Here is an 18,624-nt window from a genome sequence, read left to right as displayed (position 1 = left end):
CGGATGCGTTGAGAGGCGCACGTCCGGTGCGGGAGGCGGCTCGGGGAAACGGACTGGCTGCGAGGCCAGCACCGCGTCCCGAGTCGACCTCACCCTGGTCTCCTGCAAGCGATCAGCTCAACGAGTCGAGTGCGTCTTGTGTTCGATGCTGATCGGTCGGCGCCGCTTGCCACTGAGAAGTCGGGCTTTGGCACGCCCGAGCCGCAGTCCCACCTCGATGAGGAGGCGGTTGCGCCGCATGTTGACCGGCAGACACGTGGCAGGAGAGCGCCGGAAGACCTTCTGGTGCGGGCGCGGCGAGAGGATGCAGCTCATCGGGCAGCTCATCAGAAGCCGATTTCGGCTAACACCTTGCGTATCAGGCTCGGTGTGGGTGCAGCTCGGGCCCGACGGCTCGTCAAGATCGTCCGCTCTGAGTTCGACGAGCAGGCCCAAGAACCCGAATGCAATGTTGCGCGAGAGACACGCGGTGAGACGATCGTGGCAGCCTGAAGCTGCCGATGCCCGCAGCTGCGGCTCTCGAACAGATTGAAAGACGAATCCCACTGTCAGTGCGCGCCGAGGTCGAGTAAAGCGAGGAGATCCAGGAAACCGAACGCGGACTGCTCCCTAAATGAAGGGCGGTTCGCGAGCGAACCGCGATCTTGCGTGATCATCTGCAGCCATGGACCAAGACAGTCCTGGCCTCAATGAAGAGCGGTTCACGAGCGAACCGCAGTTTCGGTCCGGTGACGGTTGTAGGCCTTGGCACCCTCACCTCAATGAAGGGCGGTTCGCAAGCGAACCGCGATTGAAGTGCTGCAACGACGACAGCCGTTCGAGCTGCTGGCCACCTCAATGAAGGTGGTTCGCGGGCGAACCACGATCCTGGCCTGTTCTAGCGGGATCACGCCCGTGCCGTTGGCACCTCAATGAAGGGCGGTTCGCGAACAAACCGCGATCGCTCGCGGGCCTGGAGTACGGCCTGACCCGCGGCTACGACCCGCAATGAAGGGCGGTTCGCGAGCGAACCGCGATACGCATTCGCGCGACACCGGGCGGTGAGCCCATTCTCGGACCTCAATGAAGGGCGGTTCGCAAGCGAACCGCGATTGCGGCCGCTCTTGGTGCGGCCGTGGTAGCCGGTGCGCGTACCTCAATGAAGGGCAGTTCGTGAGCGAACCGCGATCAGGCGATCCACACCATCGCCCCGGCAGTGAAGATCATCTGGCCGCAATGAAGGCGGTTCGCTCGCGAACCGCGATCGATCATTCTGCCGTGGGGAACGCACAGCGACACCTACACCAGACCTTAATGAAGGGCGGTTCGTGAGCGAACTGCGATTGGGTGGTCATGTTACCGCGTGTGAGCTTGGTGGACAGCGCGCTTCGTAAGGGGTCCGCCATGGAGGTGACTTGCTGGAGCGCGGAGAGGCCTGGTGGCTGTAGTGGAGGTCCTCTGAGCTGCGGCTTTGAGCGGCGAGAGGTTCGTGCCTGGGCGGTGGTCTGCCGGAGCCTTCGGGGTGTTATGGGACAAACGGCCCGTCTGCGGTAAGTGGCCGTCCACGTCCCAGGTAGTCCAACTGTTGGGCGTGGTCGCGACGGAGCGGTCACTCGATCGGGTGACAGTTTGGGTCTCTCTCGACGGATGGGCCCGTTTTTGTCAGAGGGCGTCCCTATGGTCCGCCGCGTTAGGTGATCGCGAGAAGGGATGTCGTCTGTGACCGCGTTGTTGACGGTGGAGCGGCTGGTGCGGGCCGTATCGCCGGGCGGGCCAAGTTGTCTGAGTTCGATGACGGAGCTGGCGCCGGCGGGTGGGCCGCAGTGTGCGATCGCTCCGGCCAAGTTTGCGATGCCGCGGTCCGCGCTGGGGACCTACGCCTATGAACGCCGTTACCTCGATGGAGAACTTCGGCAGGCGGTGATCGTGGACTCGAAGCAGAGCCAGCTCAACCGAGCCGAAACGGCGTTGCAGCAGGCCATTGACGATGGGCATCCGCTGCTGGGGCGGTTGCCGCGAGTAGAGGTGACCTACCAGCGCGGAGATACGGCTGAGCACTACACGGATTTGACGCTGCCGCACCGGGTGTTCGACGCGCACATCCGGGCCGGCACGGTGGAGGGCGACGCGGTGACCGCGGTGCCGGCGTACCGGGCGGCTCGGGACGCGACGGCCGCTGCCGCGCGGGCGTTGCTGGAGCTGAGCCCGATCACCCTGGTGTACGGGGGCTGGGACTCCAGCCGTGCCGCCCGGCAGGGGCGGTGGCGCAGCATCCTGGTCGGTGAGGTGCTGGGGTTCTGCGACACCATCGAGACCCCAAAGCGGGGTGGGGCACGGGTAGACGGGGTGGGCATGCGAGTCAGCCTGCCCGGCCCGGTGCTCAAGGAGATCGCTGAGACGCAGCGTGCGGAGCTGAGCAGCAAGACCTACGACAAGGTGATCAAGGAAGCGGGCAAGCTCGCCAAGGGCGCTACGGCGTCGGCGTCGATGTTGGGGCTAGGGGGAATCCCGCCGACGCTGGAACAGTTGGCCGGGGTGGCCTGTGACCGGATCGTCCGCTCGCACGTGCTGTCGTTCGCGGCGTTGCGGCAGCTGCGGTTCGGCGCAGGCCCCGAAGGAGACGCGGCCTGCCGGGCGGTGCTGGCGGCGTTGGCGCTCAACGGGTTGGCCCGGTCGGACGCGGAACTGTGCCTGCGCGCCAACTGCGACCTGATCGAAGCCGGCCCGACCGTGGTTCGGATCGACCAGCGCGGCGGGCAAACAGACCAGCTGACGCCGCTGGACATTGCTGCCGCGGACAGTTTGCTGGCCGAGGCATTGGCATTGGCCGAAGCGGCCGCCGGTCTGCGCTGGGACGGAGTGGCACTCCAGGTGGCCGGGAATCCGGCCATCGTGGCCGGTGCGGTCGACGACACCGATAGCGACGAGTGACGCCGGTGAGTTTCGCGATCATCGCTGATCTGCCGCTGGGCGTGTACCGGGGGCATGTCGGTGACGGGGATCTGGACGTGGTGGTCTCGCCGGCGCGTCTGCACGCGGCGTTGCTTTGCGCGGCGGCGGCCGGCCCGCGCGCAGTGGAGGAGGACGGCCGGCTGGTGCCGTGCGAACAGGACGATGTGGCGCTGCAGTGGCTGGAGCGGCACCCCCCTGATGGCATCCGGCTGCCCCGCCGGTGGTTGAACACCGGCGCGGCGGTGGCGTTTCGTGACGAGGGGTTGCTGAAGAAGTCGAAGGCCGGGTGGGCGGTGAAGAAGAACGGCAAGCCGGCCGCGATGTCGGTGGCCGTGGACGGGCCGTTTGCCTGGGTCTGGCGTCAGGATCCGCCGGAGGCGGTGCGTGCGGCGCTGGCGGCGATGTGCGCGGATGTGTCGCATCTGGGCATGGCGGAATGTCCGGCGCGGATGTGGACCGGGACCGGTGAGGCGGTGCAGCCCAGCCACGTGTGGGACACCGAGGCCACCTTGTTTGGCGGTTCTGGCGCGGGGGTGGATGTGGTGGCGCCGGCACCTGGGAGGGGCACGGTGCTTGCCGCCGCGCACGCGGCCAGGGTGGGGGTGACGCCGTCGGTGAAGGCGGATGCGATCAAGACTGACGAGCAGAGCGTGCGTGCCCCGGTTGCTGGTGAGGCGCTGCAGATGCTGCGTTACGTTCCCTGCGGCGGTCCGGTCTCGGCGGCACCGTGGAGCACGGTGTGGCTGGCGCCGTTGGATAAGCCGGTGGAGCACGACGAGCGCGTTGCTTGGGCGGTAGCGGTGCATCGCGCGTTGATCAGCATTATCGGTGACGGCGCGCCAGGCGTGATTACCGGCGCTTACCCGAGGGGCGTGTCGCGTCCGGCCAACCGGGTGGCGATCCAGTTCCTCGAAGTGGGGATGCCGTTCGCGTACGCCACGAGCGCGCCTTCGACGGTGGCGGTGCTGTTGCCGTCGGATGCCGCCGAGATGGACGTGCAGGTGGTGGGGGAGGCGCTGGCGCGCTTGCGGGTCATCCGGCGGCCCGGAGGCGAGCAGCGCGCGGTGGTCGGTCAGATCGCGGTCACCACCGGCGAGGACTTCTGGCCCGCGCCCCGAGCGGGCCTGCGCCGGTGGTGGATCACCGCGCCGGCTGCGGTCGCTGACAATCGCCCGCCCCGTGGCGCGTGGTCGGTCGCGGACACCGTGGCGACCTCGGTCGGGCTGGTGTGGCGGGACACGTTCCCGGTTACCGGACGCAGCGACGCCCGCTACCGCGCCCTGGCCCACGCCGTCGCGGAGCGGGGTGTTCGGGTCAGCTGGGCGAGCCTGATCACCAGTGGGAATCCGCGCCGGTTCGTGCACAAGATCCAACCCGGCGCCGTGCTGCAGCCGTATCGGGCGTTGTTGTCGCTGGGCAGCTTGGCGGGCGAGCGGACGCTGGTCGCGATCGGGCAAAGCCGCCACCTGGGCGGCGGGCTGCTCACCCCGGTCGACCTTCCGGTCGAGGAGGTGGCCGAGTGAGCCTGACCCGTGAGGACTTCGCCGCGTTCTTCGACCACGTCCACGGTTCGCAGGGGTACAAGCCGTTTGCCTGGCAGTGGCGGCTGCTGGACCGGGTGCTGGACACGGGCCGGTGGCCGGACCGGATCGACGCGCCGACCGGAGCGGGCAAGACCGCGGTGATCGACGTGCACGTGTTCGTGGTGGCGCTGATGGCCTGCGGGCATCCGGTACGAGTGCCGCGCCGACTGGCACTGGTGGTCGGCCGCCGGGCGCTGGTCGACGACCAGTACGAGCACGCCCGCACGGTCGCCCGGTTGCTGACTGAGCGGGATGACCGGCCGGAGGTGCTGGGCCGGGTAGCGGCGGCGCTGGCCACGTTGCGCTGGCCTGGTGAGGACGGTTCTCCGCTGCTGGTGGGCCGGTTGCGGGGCGGCATTCCCCCGTCGCGGGCGTGGCGAGGTGATCCGACCGCCTGCGCGGTGCTGTGCTGCACCCCGGACATGTGGGGCAGCCGAATCCTGCTCCGCGGCTACGGCACGAGCCGCCAGGCACGCCCGCGAGAGGCCGGTCTGCTGGCGTTCGACAGCGTGCTGGTCGTCGACGAGGCCCACCTGTCACGCCAACTGCTGACCACCGCGCGCCGCGTTGCCAGCCTGGTCGACGTCGCCGACGCGCGGCTAGGGCCGATGGGGCTGCAGGTGGTGGAGACCACGGCCACCCCCGACACGAGCACGGCCGTCGAAGGCACGGTCGGCGTCAGGGCTGAGGATCTGGACCATCGCGATGGCGCAGAGCTGGCGCGGCGGATGCGGACCACCAAGCCGGTGCGCACACTGAGCATGCCGGTCTGGCCGGTGCCGAACACGGGACCGAAACGCGCAGCCGCCATCCAAGCGCTGGCCGAGGCGGTGGTCGCCTTGCGGGAGGAATTCGGCCCCACCGTGGGATGTTGGGTCAACACTGTTGGCGTCGCAGTCGCTGTCAACACCGAACTGACCCGCCGTGGCCTGAGCACCGCGCTGGTGTGCGGCCGGATGCGCCCACACGACCTGGACCAGCTCACCCGCTCGGGACTGCTGACCGCCCAGGGGAATCCTTCAATCGACGTCCTCGTCAGTACACAGACCACCGAGGTGGGCGCGGACCTGGATCTGTCGGCGGGCCTGAGCGAACTGGCTCCCGGCACCGCGCTGACGCAGCGCGCGGGCCGCGTCAATCGCCGGGGACAACGCGACACAACGGCGTTCACGATCGCGGTGCCCGCCACCGGCGTGAACGGCAAGACCACGTCCGGTCCCTACCGTCCCGACGAGCTTGAGGCGGCGGCCGACTGGGTCGCGGGCCTGACCGAATTCGCGCCGTGGCCGCTGCGCACGACCCCGCCACCCGAGCCTCGCCCGCGGCGGGATCTGTTGCAGCGCTTGGAACTGGCCGATGCGTGGCAGCTGGCGCGCACCAGTGACGAGCTGGCCGCCGAGCCGGATCTGGATCTGTGGCTGGCCGAGGACTTCGACGACGAACTCGACGTCGGCGTCGTGGTCCGCGCGGACATGCCCACTGACCCGCAGGACGCCGTGGCGCTCATCGAGGCGCTGCCGCCTCGCGCCCACGAGGTGTTCCCGACCCCGATCTATCTGGCGCGCCAGGCCATCGAAGGCATGTTGCCGACCAGGGACACGGTGGGGCGGGTGCCGAGTGTGGTGCGGGTGCGAGGCGAGGAGGTGTGTGCCCTCGACCATCCCGAACCACAGTCCACAGTGGACGTACATGCGGGGGATGTGTTCGTTGTTGACGAGACCGCCGCGATCTTCCAGTCCGGGGTGGTGCGCCCGGCCGGTGGCGAGACCAGTACGGACGTGTTGGAGGACTACGACACACCTGGGCCGGGCCAGGTCGTGATCCGCCTCGGTACCGGATCTACGCTTCCCCACAGCGACCATGTGGCCGCGGTCCTGGCTGTGATCTATGAGGCCATGGCCGAGGAGGACACCCAGCTCGCCCATAAGGCAGTGGCCGAGGCGCTGGATGGGATCGGCTATCCACGGCCGCGGATGCTGGCCGCCGCGATCGAGCTGCTGCGCGAGAAGACTGAGCAGTGCGAGGTGCTGCTGCATCCGGACACGCCGGGAGAAGAGCCGCCGACCCGAGTGATCGTGCGGGACTTGCGTACCGCCGTGCGAGACGAGCTAACTCGGCAGAGCTGGACCCCCACTCACGAGGTGCCGCTCACCATGCACAACGAAGCGGTGGCCGCCCGTTCGATGAAGCTGGCCGAGCGCGTGGGGATGGTTGCGGAGCTGCAGGAGGTGCTGCGGTTGGCCGGGTTGCACCACGACGACGGGAAAATCGACAGCCGATGGCAACGCTGGCTGGGCGTCGATCCCACCGCGGGCGAGCCACTGGCCAAGAGCAGCCGCACGACCGTCACCCAACGGCGGCAACGACAACGAAGCGGCCTGCCACTGGGCTGGCGGCACGAACAACTGTCGGTGCTGAACTGCTGGCCCCACCTACCCGTGCACGAGCGGGAGACGATCGCCCGGCTCGTGGGCACCAGCCACGGACACGGCCGACACGAATTTCCGCACACCGCCACCGAACTCCTCAACCCTGGCCTCCCGGCCGATGCCGAGCTGGCGCGGTGGCTGTTCGACGAGGGCGGCTGGGACGCGCTGATCGACACCACCCACCGGCGGTGGGGTGTGTGGGGCTGCGCGTTCCTGGAGGCGGTATTGCGTGCCGCCGACGGCCAGATCTCCGGGGAGGGTTCATGAATCCCCTCGTGCTGGACCGCGGCGATCCGCAGGTGTTGTTGTCGCACATGGCCTTCTACGGCCTCACCACGATCCTCCACGACGCCGGGCACACCGATGTTCGGATGTCGTGGACACTGGGGATGCGGCCGCGTCCCCAGTTGTCTGCCGCGGATCTGACCTGGCAGCAGGTCGGCGAGACGGTCCGCGCCCACGCCGCGCACCAAGCCAACCCCGACGGGTGGCTCGCACAGAACATTGTCCTGAAAGGCAGCCCGCGGGGTGTGATGAGCCCGCGGATCACCACGATCCCCGACCAGCAGTGGCCCGAGGTACAGGCCCTCCGGCATGTTGTGCTCGATCACCTCACCGCAGACCGGCGTCAGCTGGATCTCCGGCTCCTCGCCGCACTGGGCGAACCCAGCTACTGGCGGCGCAACCCTCAAGGGGACCGGCTGCAGGACGACGGAGCCAGCCGCCTGGAGATGCAGGCCCGCAACCAAGGCTCCGAAATCGTCGGCAACAAACTCCGCAAAATCGCCGACACCGTCGGCCACTGGCCGGCCGAGTACATCATCGAGGGCCTGTCCGGGGCCGCCGTCCGAGACGACATCAACCACAACAAACACGACAGCCGCACACCGACCGGCTTCGCCGCCCCGGGCCCCACCGACAACGCGGTCGCCTGGTGCGCGCTGTGGGGTATCTCCCAATTCCCCCTCGCCCACCAGACCTCCCGCACCTCGGTCACCACCGGGCATCTGGGCGCCGCCGGCTCGGGCTGGTTCTACGTCCCTGTCTGGAACGGACAGTGGCTACCAGCCCGGCTGCGCACCGTGCTCGCCTCGGCAGCGTTGCGCGAGGTCGCCGGCCACGGACTCCACACCAACGCCAACCATCCACCCCTGGCCCAAGAAGCCGCACGCCGACGGTTGACCGCCCAGGGCGTCACGGCGATCGTCCGGTTCCCCATCCACCGGTACGGCTCCGACAACGCACCCGAACGCCGCGCCCAACGCGGCCAAATCCTGCGCTACCGCTAACCACACCGAACCAACATGTGCGTATGCGCTGTGGGGGTTCCCAGCTCCGAGGAGCAGGGAACCCACGCAACAACAGCGGTAGCGGACGTAACCACGACCAGGCGCGGCGGCGGGGGCGTCCGGCTGTGGACGGCGACCTCAATGAAAGGCGGTTCGCGAGCGAACCGCAATCTGCTCGCCTGCACCGTGGCGTTCGTCGTCGGCGTCGCGGCACCTCAATGAAGGGCGGTTCGCGAGCGAACCGCAATTGCCTGGCCTGTCGGGCGTCATCGGCCACGCCGACTGGACACCTCAATGAAGGGTGGTTCGCGAGCGAACCGTAATAATTTTCTACGAGCGTGCGGGTCTGTACCTCGATTCCGAGGCCTCAATGAACGGTCGTTCGCGAGCGAACCGCGATCAGCACCGGCTTTGCGCCCAGCTCCTGACCCGCACGCGTGATACCTCAATGAAGGGCGGTGCGCCGGCGAACCGCAATGCGCGGTGCTGGTTGCGCGTGGCCTCGTCCTCGCCCGCACCTTAATGAAGGCGGTTCGCGAGCGAACCGCAATGCCCTGCGGTGCGGCAGCTCTAGGCGTTGTACCTGGTAATCCAAATGAAACGCGGTTCGCGAGTAAACCGCAATCGCGATGTCGAGGGCGATGTCTTCAGTATCGAAGAGACCTCAATGAAAGGCGGTTCCCGAGTGAACCGCGATCCGCCTGCGCAAGCAGAACGTCCCCACGGTCGGTGGCTAACGTCAAAGAAGGGCGGTTCGCGAGCGAACCGCAATGTCCAGGCGGTCCGCGTTGACGGGCACGCGCTTGAGCGGACCTCAATGAAGGGAAGTTCGCAAGCGAACCGCAATCGTTGAGCTTCTCGCCGGCGAAGTCCTCTGCTTTCTGACCTCACCGAAGGGCGGTTCGCGAGCAAACGCAATCGACCAGCCGCCGGACACCTCACGCAGTCAGGACTCGACGAGGCCTCAATGAAGGGCGGTTCGCGAGCGAACCGCAACGGACGCGGACGGTGCCGGCCAGCAGCGCGGAGCCGTCACCTCAATGAAGGGCGGTTCGCGAGCGAACCGCAATATTGGTCAGGCCTGCGATCTGGGCCTCGGCGATCGTACCTAAATGAAGGGCGGTTCGCGAGCAACCGCAATCTGGCCGCCGACGACACAGTCCGCGCACACGGTGCGGCAACCTCAATGAAGTGCGGTTCGCGAGCGAACCGCAATTTCTGCGGCACCGCGGTGTTGTTGCCCTCGCCCCAACCTCAATGAAGGGCGGTCCGCGAGCGAACCGCAATCGTGCGCGTCGGCCGGCCAGTCGAGGTGTACGAACGGCACGTCGCCTCAATGAAGGGCGGTTCGCGAGCGAGTGAACCACAATGCTCACCCAGAGCCAGCCCTACCGGCACGTCATGGGTCCTCAATGAAGGGCGGTTCGCGAGCGAACCGCAAAGGAGGCCGCCATCCTACCGCCTGTGACCTCGGCGAACAGGACGCTCTGCAAAGGGTACGCAGTCGGAGGCAGCGGGTGGACAGGCGTGGGGCTGGCTCGCTGGAGGGAATGCCCGCTGAGCTGCTACTTCGCGCCGCGAGAGGTCCACGCCTGGACGACGGCGCCCGCAGCCGCGGCTCTCGAACAGATTGGAGGGCGGATCGCAGTCAGCGCGCGGCGAGGTCGAGTACAGCGAGGCAGAGTGGACCCTCGTGGTTGGTGAAGGGGTTGTGCACGACGGTGTCCGGCGACGCGGATTCCAGGACGTGGATGGCCGCTGCCGCGTCCGGCTGCGGTAGGGCACCCGTTTGGCGCAGTACCACGGCGAAGAGGTGCGTACGTTGCAACGGTTGCAGTTCCAGGTATGCGTGGGCAATCGGATCCCAAGGAGCCGCCATTATGGGACTGTTCTGACGAATTCCCATTGGTTCTCGTAGGGCGGCTTGGAACGCTTCGACGGCGTCTGTGTCCACTCGCAGCCGTCGCATCAGCGGCTTGGTGAACATGGGCAGGTACCAGTCCGACATGCCCATCCGAATTCTGGTGTGAACGCGGGTCGCTATGGCTGGCAGATCTTGCGGTTCGGCTGCACCGAAGGCGATGCCCAGCGTGTCGTTCCAGCCTCGGTGCTCACGAGTTGCGGAGTCTGACTCGAACCACGTTTCGAGGTCTCGGAGCGCGGCGATAGCCAAGCTGTCCGTTGGAAACAGCTGGGTGTAGGCAGCTAGCTCTGCGCTCGGATAGATGTGGCCTGACTGGGTGTCGAGGGCGTCCTCGGCGAGGATGGCCTTGAACACCGCGTCGGGCACATTCCAACTGTCTCGGTCCAGCACCGAGTCGAGGAGCTGGTCGTCCCGGAGGTGCATTGTGTGGCCGAGTTTTGGCACGAGTGTACGAAGGACTCCTTCGTCACCCCTGTTCTCTTCTTTGGCCCACAAGAGAAAGTTGCGATCTTCGCGGAGCGTGGCATCACTGTCGGCCTCGTGACGGAGCATCTCGGCGATGGCCGGGTACCGGGAAGCGACTGTCGCGAGCGCGGACATGACGTGGCGCCGTTGCTCGATGGCCGACATACGCCGACTGTCGGACTTCCCGTTCAGCCGCTCGAAGATGTCGTCGCCGAAGTGATCACACAACCGTTCCCAGTTCTCGGCGACGAGGTCTACGAGGATCTGATCCACATCACCGAGTGGGACATCGAGTTTGACGCCGGGCGCGCCTGAATGACCGATCGTTTCCTCAATGCCGTCAATCAGCGTGAGGTCACCGAGCATGAGCATGCCGATCCACGCCAGTTGCCGGCGCTCTTCGAGTTCAGGGCCGTAAGCGCACAGGTCCCGCTTGATCTCCTCGCGCAGCCATTCCATCTCTGACGTGAGAGTGTCAGAGCCCGCTAGGTCGTTGTGGGCCTGCTGGTGACGCGTGATCGCTTGGATGAGCCCAATGAAGGCATTCCGGCGAACCTCGGTGTCCGGCTCGTTCTTCCATTCCGCCATGACGTCGATGAGGTCGGCCGCGGCGAGCGAGCTGCGTGAAAGCTCGAACGCCAGGACTTCGCGCAGCCCTGGCTCGATGTGCTTAAGCAGGTTGAGGGTCTTGTCGAGGATCCGGAGGGAGGGTTCGTCGGTCCTGCCGCAGTACGCACTGAGGATTGCGGCTGGAATGGTGTCCGGAATTCCTGAAGTGATGGGCCTTGGGTCGTGGATGAGCTTGTCGGCGAACTCCTGGACAGCTGGCTGCCCAGGCCAGGCGGTGATGACCTCTGGGACGTGCCACATCAAGATGTGCGGGCTCACGTCCGTGCACAGCGCTGCCAGTTCGGCTGGATCATAGCTGGCAAGCACCTCTCGCATGGCGTCGGCTTCAGCATCCGGCTCCCTGACGGCATTCTCGAACCGCTTCCAGGCATCGGCTACGGCTTCGGCCACGACGACGCGATTCTCGCTCGGACTACCTGGGTCGGGCCGGCGCAGCAGGGACACCAGGACGGCGAAGCCCTCGGTCGGACCGAGTACGTCGACGGCTACGCCGGCCATAGGCGCGGCCTGCGCAAAGTCGCCGCGGAGCCGGCTGGCGAGGACTGTCTGGACGTGCTCGTCTTCGGCGTACCGCTCGACCAGCGTGCGGGCCGCGGCGTATGGCCGCATGCTGTCCAGACCTTGCAACAGCACCGTCCGCGCGTCGGAGGGCGGCAAGGTGGTGGCGAGACCAGTGACGCTGTATGCCGTGAAGTCTTGCACTTTGACGTCCACATAGGAGCGTAGAGCCAGTGCAAATTCCGGATCGTCGCTCCACTGCTCCGGGATCATGCCGACGTTGTACAAGATCAGGCCGCGTCCCTCCGGATCTGCGAGCTCTGCGGCCACCCAGTCCTTGAAGCGGCTATCGTCGCTGAAGGCGTTGCAGGCCAGGATCCATGCGAGCTCACGATCGCCGCCATTTCGGCCGTTCGTCGTCAAGGTCTCCAATGCGAAGTCGGCCGCTCGCGCATCCCCGGTGGCGGCGATGTTGACGAGGTCCGCTCCGGGCCATGGTCCGGAGAACTGGCCTTCCTGGTGAAGCAATGACAGCAGCCAGTCGCGTTCCTCCGGCCGGAACCGTGAGGCATCACCGTGCGCATTGCCGCGTTGCAGCATCTGCAGGCCAACCAGCCGGAGGGACATGGATGGCTGACGACGTGCCCAGTCGATCAATCGTGTGGTTTCGGATGCGTCAGCCCAGCCTTTGCCGAGAGCAAGGATGGCAGCGGCCTGGGTCGCCGACGATGGTCCGGTCTCGGTGAACGCCACCAGCCGCTCCATCAGGCCCTGCTGGCCACCGAACCGATGTGCGATGGCCAGCGCCGCATGGACCTTCACGTTGTCTTCGGGATGCCGGAGACCCCAGAGCAGGTACTCGGCAGCGACGTCGTCGGCGATGGCGAGATCGCGCAGCGCCCACATGGTTGGCGACGGGTCCGGACGGGGCCCGGTCAGCCACCGCTTCATGATCGGCAGCAGGTGGGTCCGCGCGATGTGGCTCGCGAGCGTGCCGGCAAGCGCCGTGATGAGATTCGCCCGATGGCGCAGCGACGGATGGGTCTCCACCCGTTCGACGAGCCTGTTGAGGTAACCGGTCTGGGATCTCGGGGTGAGCTTGACACCGGCGGCGAGCGCCTCGGCGAGCAGCTCGTACCCGTCAATGTCCGCCCATCGTTGGCTGCCCGTGTCAAGGGCAGCGGTAAGCAGTGGCTCCGTGGCATGAGAGCTGACCTGCGCAGTCAGCAGCGCGAGGAGCACATCTCGCCAGGCCGGATCATGCACGAACCTCTGCATGGCCTCAACCTGCGCTTCAGCAGCCAGCGTGGCGAGATACTGGCCAGCGAGGTGGTCGAGCACCACTCGATGCAGGAAGCCGACGGAACCCGCGCCGTGCGACACGATCAGCCCGAACTCGTCTTCTGCCATGGCGAGCACAGCGTCGGCAATCCTGCGGGCCTCGGCTTGCTGATAGCCCAGGACGGTGTCGTCGGTCATCGACTCGACGATGAGCGTGCGCATCTCCGGCTTGGTGACAGTGCCGGACGGATCCTTGACACGAAGACGGTAGGCCACGGCGCCGAACAGCGCGGTCACCTCGGTGGCCGGCAACACTGCCCCTCTGGCGTGTGAGGCACGTTGCCGCATCTGGGGATGCTTTTCGAGGAGCAACTCGACAAGCCGAGCGTAGATCTTGAACCGTTGACGGGGCAGAGGTTCGCCTTGCCACGTTGCGGCCAGCAAGGTCAGGAACAGCGGAGACCTGGAAAGCTCGGCCAGTTCCGGGATGGCGTCCAGTTGGTCAAGGAACGGCTCGACGCCGACCGTCCACATCGCCAGGCCTGCCGGAGAGGCTTCCGACTGCGTGACAGGCTGAAGGATTTCGGCCACGATCGTCCAGCGCTGCCGGTCGGTCAGCGGCGTGATCTCAGCCTGAGCCCAAGGACGCCTCCAGTTGAGCCGGTCAACCGCATAAGGGCGTGTGGAGAGAATCGCTGACGCGCTGGTGCGGCCAAGGAACGCTTCAAGGATCCCGAGAGCGCGTTCGGCTGCTCCGACGTCGCTCCATTCATCGACGCCGTCAACGAGCAGCAGCAAGCGGTCGTCCCGCAGGGCGCGCTGGACCAGCGGCCACAGGTGGGTGGCGCTCTGCGACTTCAGCCAGGCTTCCGCGGCCGAAACGAGCGAGTTTTCCGTAGATGCTTCAAGGTGGCGGCACAGGAACCCGAACGGCAGCCAGATCGGCAGGTCAGTGGCATGTTCCCGTTGCAACGCGATGGACTGCGGTTGGGACGACAGCAAGTCCGTTGCCACGAACCGCAAGAGGCTGGACTTCCCAGCTCCCGGACGGCCGATCAGCAGTCGGTACTTACCACCGGCCAGCCACTCGTCAGCCGCAACGGCGCCAACCGTCCCTGACGCGGCCTGGCTTCTACGCTTGATTAGCTGGCGGGCAGATCGGAAAGACTGCCGGCGGGCGCCTAGTCGCGAGGCGATGAAGGTGTGCCCATCGCCTGAGCTTTCCGCCGAGTGTTGATTTTCAACGGGCGGCTCTGACCGCTCGGCGTCGATCACGTCGGCCCGTTGACGGTTCGGGTCGACATCCAGGATGACGAACTCGCCATCGGGGTCTGGGCTCTCAGCCAGGTGGACTCCCCCCTGGGCAGAGAAGACGGCGTGGTAGAGGTCGCGAAGCCCTGCACGGAGGTCTCTGCTGTCCTGGTGCGACAGGTTGTTCGCAAGAGCTTCGGCTGCGTCTGAGCCACAGAAGCGTTCTACCCAGGGACGGCCGAAGAAGTCATCGACGATGCGGGGCTGGTCTTTCAGCAGGCTGGAGACTTCCTGCACACCCCACGGAACGAAGGTGATCTTAAGTTTGGCCAGACGATCGGTCTGCTCACGGATCGCATCGTCCAGCTTGGTGTCCTGCAGGTCGAACGAGGTAGCGAAGTGGAACGCCGCCGTCTTGTCCGCCCATTCACCCTTCAGCAGGTCGTCGACAGCTTTCTTCATCCTGGCAGCCGTCAGCTTTTTGATCCGCCGAGACTGCAGTGTGATGTAGTCCCGACCGCCGGACGCGCCGTGCGTCAGGTCAAGCGGGAGCCGAGCATAGGCGTCGATCCCAGCTTGGGCTTGGCCTGGAACCCCGAAGAGCTTGGCGAACTGGACAGGTCGGACGGTGTGCAGCAGCCTCAGAAACAGCCGCTCAGCGTCGGGCCACTCCAGTTCACCGATGGGAAGCACCTGAGCCCTGGTGTCGATCGGTGGCGCCGGCAGCGCCCCCGTAGGTGCAGACCAGAGGAGCGCTTCAGGGCGGTCTCGGCCACCCGCTTCGTCCGCGAACGCGATCGTCGTCATCCTTCGCTGCCTCCCGCCTCGGCTCCGACCGCCAAACAAGCACAAGAGACTCACCCACATATGCTGGGTACGCGGCCCTGGTGCGGTTGGGCGTGGGCTCGTCGGTTGCCGGCGAACACCCCGTTATGCCGTTGACGAGTTCTGCCGTCCCTGCACCGGAAGGTTAACGGTGAGAGTCGATGTCGATGCTGAACGGGTCGCTTGATGCTGGCAGATCTGGTCCGGCGTCATCGGACCTGCTGGCTGCTGCGGCTGGGAGTGACAGCTCGCTCAGCACCAGGTGAAGCGCCCGGCAGCACGCGAGCACGCAGGCCAACGGCGACACGATCACCAACGCCGTCGAACACGCCATCGGGCGACACCACCATTCCTGACAGCTCCGTCAACCAGCCGACGCACATTGGCGCGATGCCTTCCCTAGCACTGGAAGCCCGTCAGGGAGGGCATCGCGCTGCGTGCGCTGACGCATCTGAAGGACGTCGAACCTCGATGACTACCAACGAAATTCACGACGCCCGGCAACTCATTGCCGCGATCAACATCCCCACAGAACGGCCGCGCTGCACTTGGTGGGCCTGGGTAACGCCACCCGGTACCTCGCGTCCGGAGGCTCCCTGGTGGGCCACACTGAGCGGACGTGGCCTTGCCGCGGGACACCGCGGCACTGCTGGACGCGTCGCACAGCGGCGCTACTTCCTCGAGGTGGGCGACCGGATCACCCGACTGCCCGCGCTGCACCGCCGTAACCCTGCTCTGACCGGCTGGAACAGGCTCCCGCGCCCCCTTTGCTGCACAACTTCCCGCATCAACCAGGACCCGAGTCTTCAGCCTGCGGCAGGTCAAGGATCGTGCAGCACGTATCGCTGGGAGGATCATCGGCATGTCGGTCGGGCGTGTGGAGACCAATGTGCGCGTGCCGAAGTCGGCCTTGGCGGCGCTCCAGGAGTTGTGCGCCGAGAGAGGCCGCTCTCGTGACGCGGTGCTGCGTGAATTGCTGGACGAGCACCTGCGGATCCAGGAGCCGTTGCCGCCGGGAAAGCGGTTGACGCACGTGTGCACCCTGCTGCGCCACCCCGCCCCGCCCGAGTACCGCAGGCAGAAGGCCGGCGGCGCGGTGCTGCGGCTGCGGTTGGACCCCGGTGTCGCAGATCGGGCGCGGGCGGTGTCGCTCCGGCTGCCCGGCCAGCCCTCACGCCGCGGGCCCGGCGACTACCAGGCGCGCCCGCTCACCGACGAGGTCCTCGATGGCCTGCAGCTGCGGCTGATCACCCACGACGCCGCGAAGGGTCTGTGGGGGCTGGCAGTGTCCGCTTCCCTGACCGGCACCGAGGAGGAAGTGCTCGCCGACGCCGACCCCACCTGGCCCGCGCTGAGCCACCGGCCCGCCCGCCGCCGGTTCACGCGCGAGCATGCGGAGTCCGTGGCTGAGGCGCTGCGGGAGCGGGAGGCGTGGCACGCCCCGTATCGGCACGAGCTAATCGCCCACTTCACGTACAAGCTGCTCGCCAGCCCGGACGCGAAAGCGAACGTGGAGATGCTGCATGAGCAGGGCCGCGACTGGGAGGCACTGCGGCACGATCTGCACCAGCACACCGACCACGAACACTGGCTGCTCAAGGGCGCGCCGAGCGTGCCTGCGGAGGTGCTGGCGGGCCGCGGCAGCTCTGCGGTGTGGCGGGCCCGCCGCCGGGTGGCACTGGAGGACATCGGGGTGTGGCTGCGCGAACAGGACCGGCCCGGCCCGGCGCGCGTAGTCGACCCACCTGGCTGGACGTTACATATGCCGCCGGGATGGCACTCGCTCGTGCTGCCACCGGGAGCCGCCCCGGCCCCGGTATGGGCCGGGCACCTAGAGCAAGGGCGGTTGCTGGCGCTAGCGGTGGGCTCCAGGACGGTGCTGTGGCCGGTTCTCAGCCTGCCTGGAGGCGGCCTACCCGGTCCTGTGCCTGGCGTCGAGGCCGCGTTCGCTGCGCTGGCGCGGACCGCACGGCGGGCCCCTCTCGTGGTGGTCGAGGCCGTTCTGGCTTGCTTCGACGACACCCCCCAACCACCCGAGGAACCGGAGCGGGAGCCGGATTCGGCGGCCTACCCGCGTGAGCCTGAGTCCGGCCGCGAGAACGCCCTAGTCGTGCCCGACCGGAGCGAGCAACACGAGAGCCAGTTGGGCAGGGTGCTGGTGCCAGCCGGCACTGCCCGCAACCTCGGGCTGATCGACACCGCCACCCGCGACCGGCTCATCGCCGAGGCCCGCGAGCGCACCCTGCAGGCCATGCGGGAAGTCCTGGCGTTGGTCGAATCCACGCCCACGGCCGGCCTCGACGAACGTGCCGTTGCCGCGCTGCGCTCCTCGATTTCGCTGGACAAGGTCGGCTACTTCACGAAGATCCTCACCAATGCCGAGGTCTCCTTCGCGCCGCAGGCCGCGCTGTGGCACTGGCCGATCGCCTCGGTGGCCGACGCGATCGAACGGGACTGCGAGCCCGCAGCGGTGGGGTGGTTGGCGTCATGGTCCGCAGAGGCGCTGGGCACGCTCGCGCGCGAGCGCAGGGTGCAGGCCTGGGACGCCGGATTCGTCCGGTTTCGGGCGAAGCGGTACCCGTAGGGGGCCAGGATGAGCGGATGTGACATTGAGGATTACAGCCGCTCCCTGCGCGACGAGAAGAGTGGTCAATATCAGAAGAAGTGGTCCCGGTGCGGCGCGGCGATTGCGACGTTCAGGGGTCCCAAAAGGAAGTGACCGCGATGCCGTTCTGGACTCCTCCACCCCACATTCCTGACGATGCCGGTGCTCCGCGCCGCGAGCAGCCTGTCCCTGTGCGGGTCGCGCTAGTACTGGGCAAGGTGCTGCTCGGCCAGCTGATGGCCTGGGCGGTTCGGCGCTGGTGGGAGTGACCGGTCTGCTCGCACGCTGACCGAGCAGGGGCCCGCCTATGCCGCAGGCGGGCCCCTGCTGACGTTTGGTGTGACCGTCGCGGTCGTCGACCTCCCTGTCATCACCAACGCGGGCGGCCCTGGGGTGGGGACTGGCGGGCTTCTGCGTGCGCGACAACCACATGGAGCCAGGAGAAATGATCACGACCGACGTCATCGTGCCCCCGATTCAGTTGTCGCTACTGCACTTCCCGACCCTGAGCGGACTGGTCGCGCCCTGGATCGGGGCATGCACAGCCGACGGTCGATACCTGTTCGGCTCGAGTCGATCGCGATCGAATTGGCCGCGCTCTGATGAACTGGTGGTGCGGAGCGTGCGGATGGGATCTGCATCAGCGGAGCCGTCCATGAGTACTGACGCACCGTCTGTCTGTATGGACAGGGTCTTGGGCGCCCACAAGATCACCTTAACTGGGTGCCTTGGGTTTCGGCCGCGTTGAGGCGGACAATGGTCTCGTGCGCAACGAAATGTCCGGTGAGGCGACGAACGTTGTACAAGCGCGCCGGGTCGGCACGGTTAACCTCTATGGAGTATCCGCTCCAGCCGACCCGTGGCCGGTCGTCGTTGGCGCACTACCCGCCCTGGCATCTGCGCTACAAGCTCG

At 67.0% G+C, this 18,624-nt stretch carries 6 protein-coding genes; 5 read left to right on the top strand and 1 reads right to left on the bottom strand.

The annotated features are described in order from the left end of the window. The first annotated feature begins 1,698 nt into the window (after positions 1-1,698). The 4 genes from cas7u to ACIRG5_RS47575 are packed head-to-tail and all read left to right on the top strand — an operon-like array spanning position 1,699 to position 8,232. Positions 1,699-2,910, top strand: a complete 1,212-nt coding sequence (cas7u, locus tag ACIRG5_RS47590; RefSeq protein WP_402918151.1) for a type I-U CRISPR-associated RAMP protein Csb1/Cas7u — start codon at positions 1,699-1,701, stop codon at positions 2,908-2,910. A 5-nt stretch (positions 2,911-2,915) separates the two neighbouring features. Continuing rightward, positions 2,916-4,454 carry a type I-U CRISPR-associated protein Csb2 gene (gene csb2, locus ACIRG5_RS47585; RefSeq protein WP_402918148.1) on the top strand — a complete coding sequence of 513 codons (1,539 nt, stop codon included), beginning with the start codon at positions 2,916-2,918 and terminating at the stop codon, positions 4,452-4,454. Next, on the top strand, positions 4,451-7,210 hold the full coding sequence (gene cas3u / locus ACIRG5_RS47580; RefSeq protein WP_402918146.1) for a type I-U CRISPR-associated helicase/endonuclease Cas3: 2,760 nt from the start codon (positions 4,451-4,453) through the stop codon (positions 7,208-7,210). Before csb2 ends, cas3u begins: the two co-directional genes overlap by 4 nt. Further along, entirely contained in the window at positions 7,207-8,232 is a 1,026-nt protein-coding gene (locus ACIRG5_RS47575; RefSeq protein ID WP_402918143.1) for a hypothetical protein, read from the top strand. Before cas3u ends, ACIRG5_RS47575 begins: the two co-directional genes overlap by 4 nt. Positions 8,233-9,880: 1,648 nt before the next feature. On the opposite strand, the gene ACIRG5_RS47570 is transcribed toward ACIRG5_RS47575, so the two are convergent. Beyond that, a complete protein-coding gene (locus ACIRG5_RS47570; protein WP_402918140.1) occupies positions 9,881-15,088 on the bottom strand; it encodes an NACHT domain-containing protein in 5,208 nt (1,735 codons plus the stop codon). Between the two features lie 880 nt (positions 15,089-15,968). Between ACIRG5_RS47570 and ACIRG5_RS47565 the strand changes: the two genes are divergently transcribed. After that, entirely contained in the window at positions 15,969-17,690 is a 1,722-nt protein-coding gene (locus ACIRG5_RS47565) for a ribbon-helix-helix domain-containing protein (protein WP_402918137.1), read from the top strand. The last annotated feature ends 934 nt before the right edge of the window (positions 17,691-18,624 follow it).

Origin of the sequence: Lentzea sp. NPDC102401 (assembly GCF_044765805.1) — a bacterium.
Lineage (GTDB): Bacteria > Actinomycetota > Actinomycetes > Mycobacteriales > Pseudonocardiaceae > Lentzea > Lentzea sokolovensis.
This window is presented reverse-complemented; position numbering and strand designations above follow the sequence as displayed.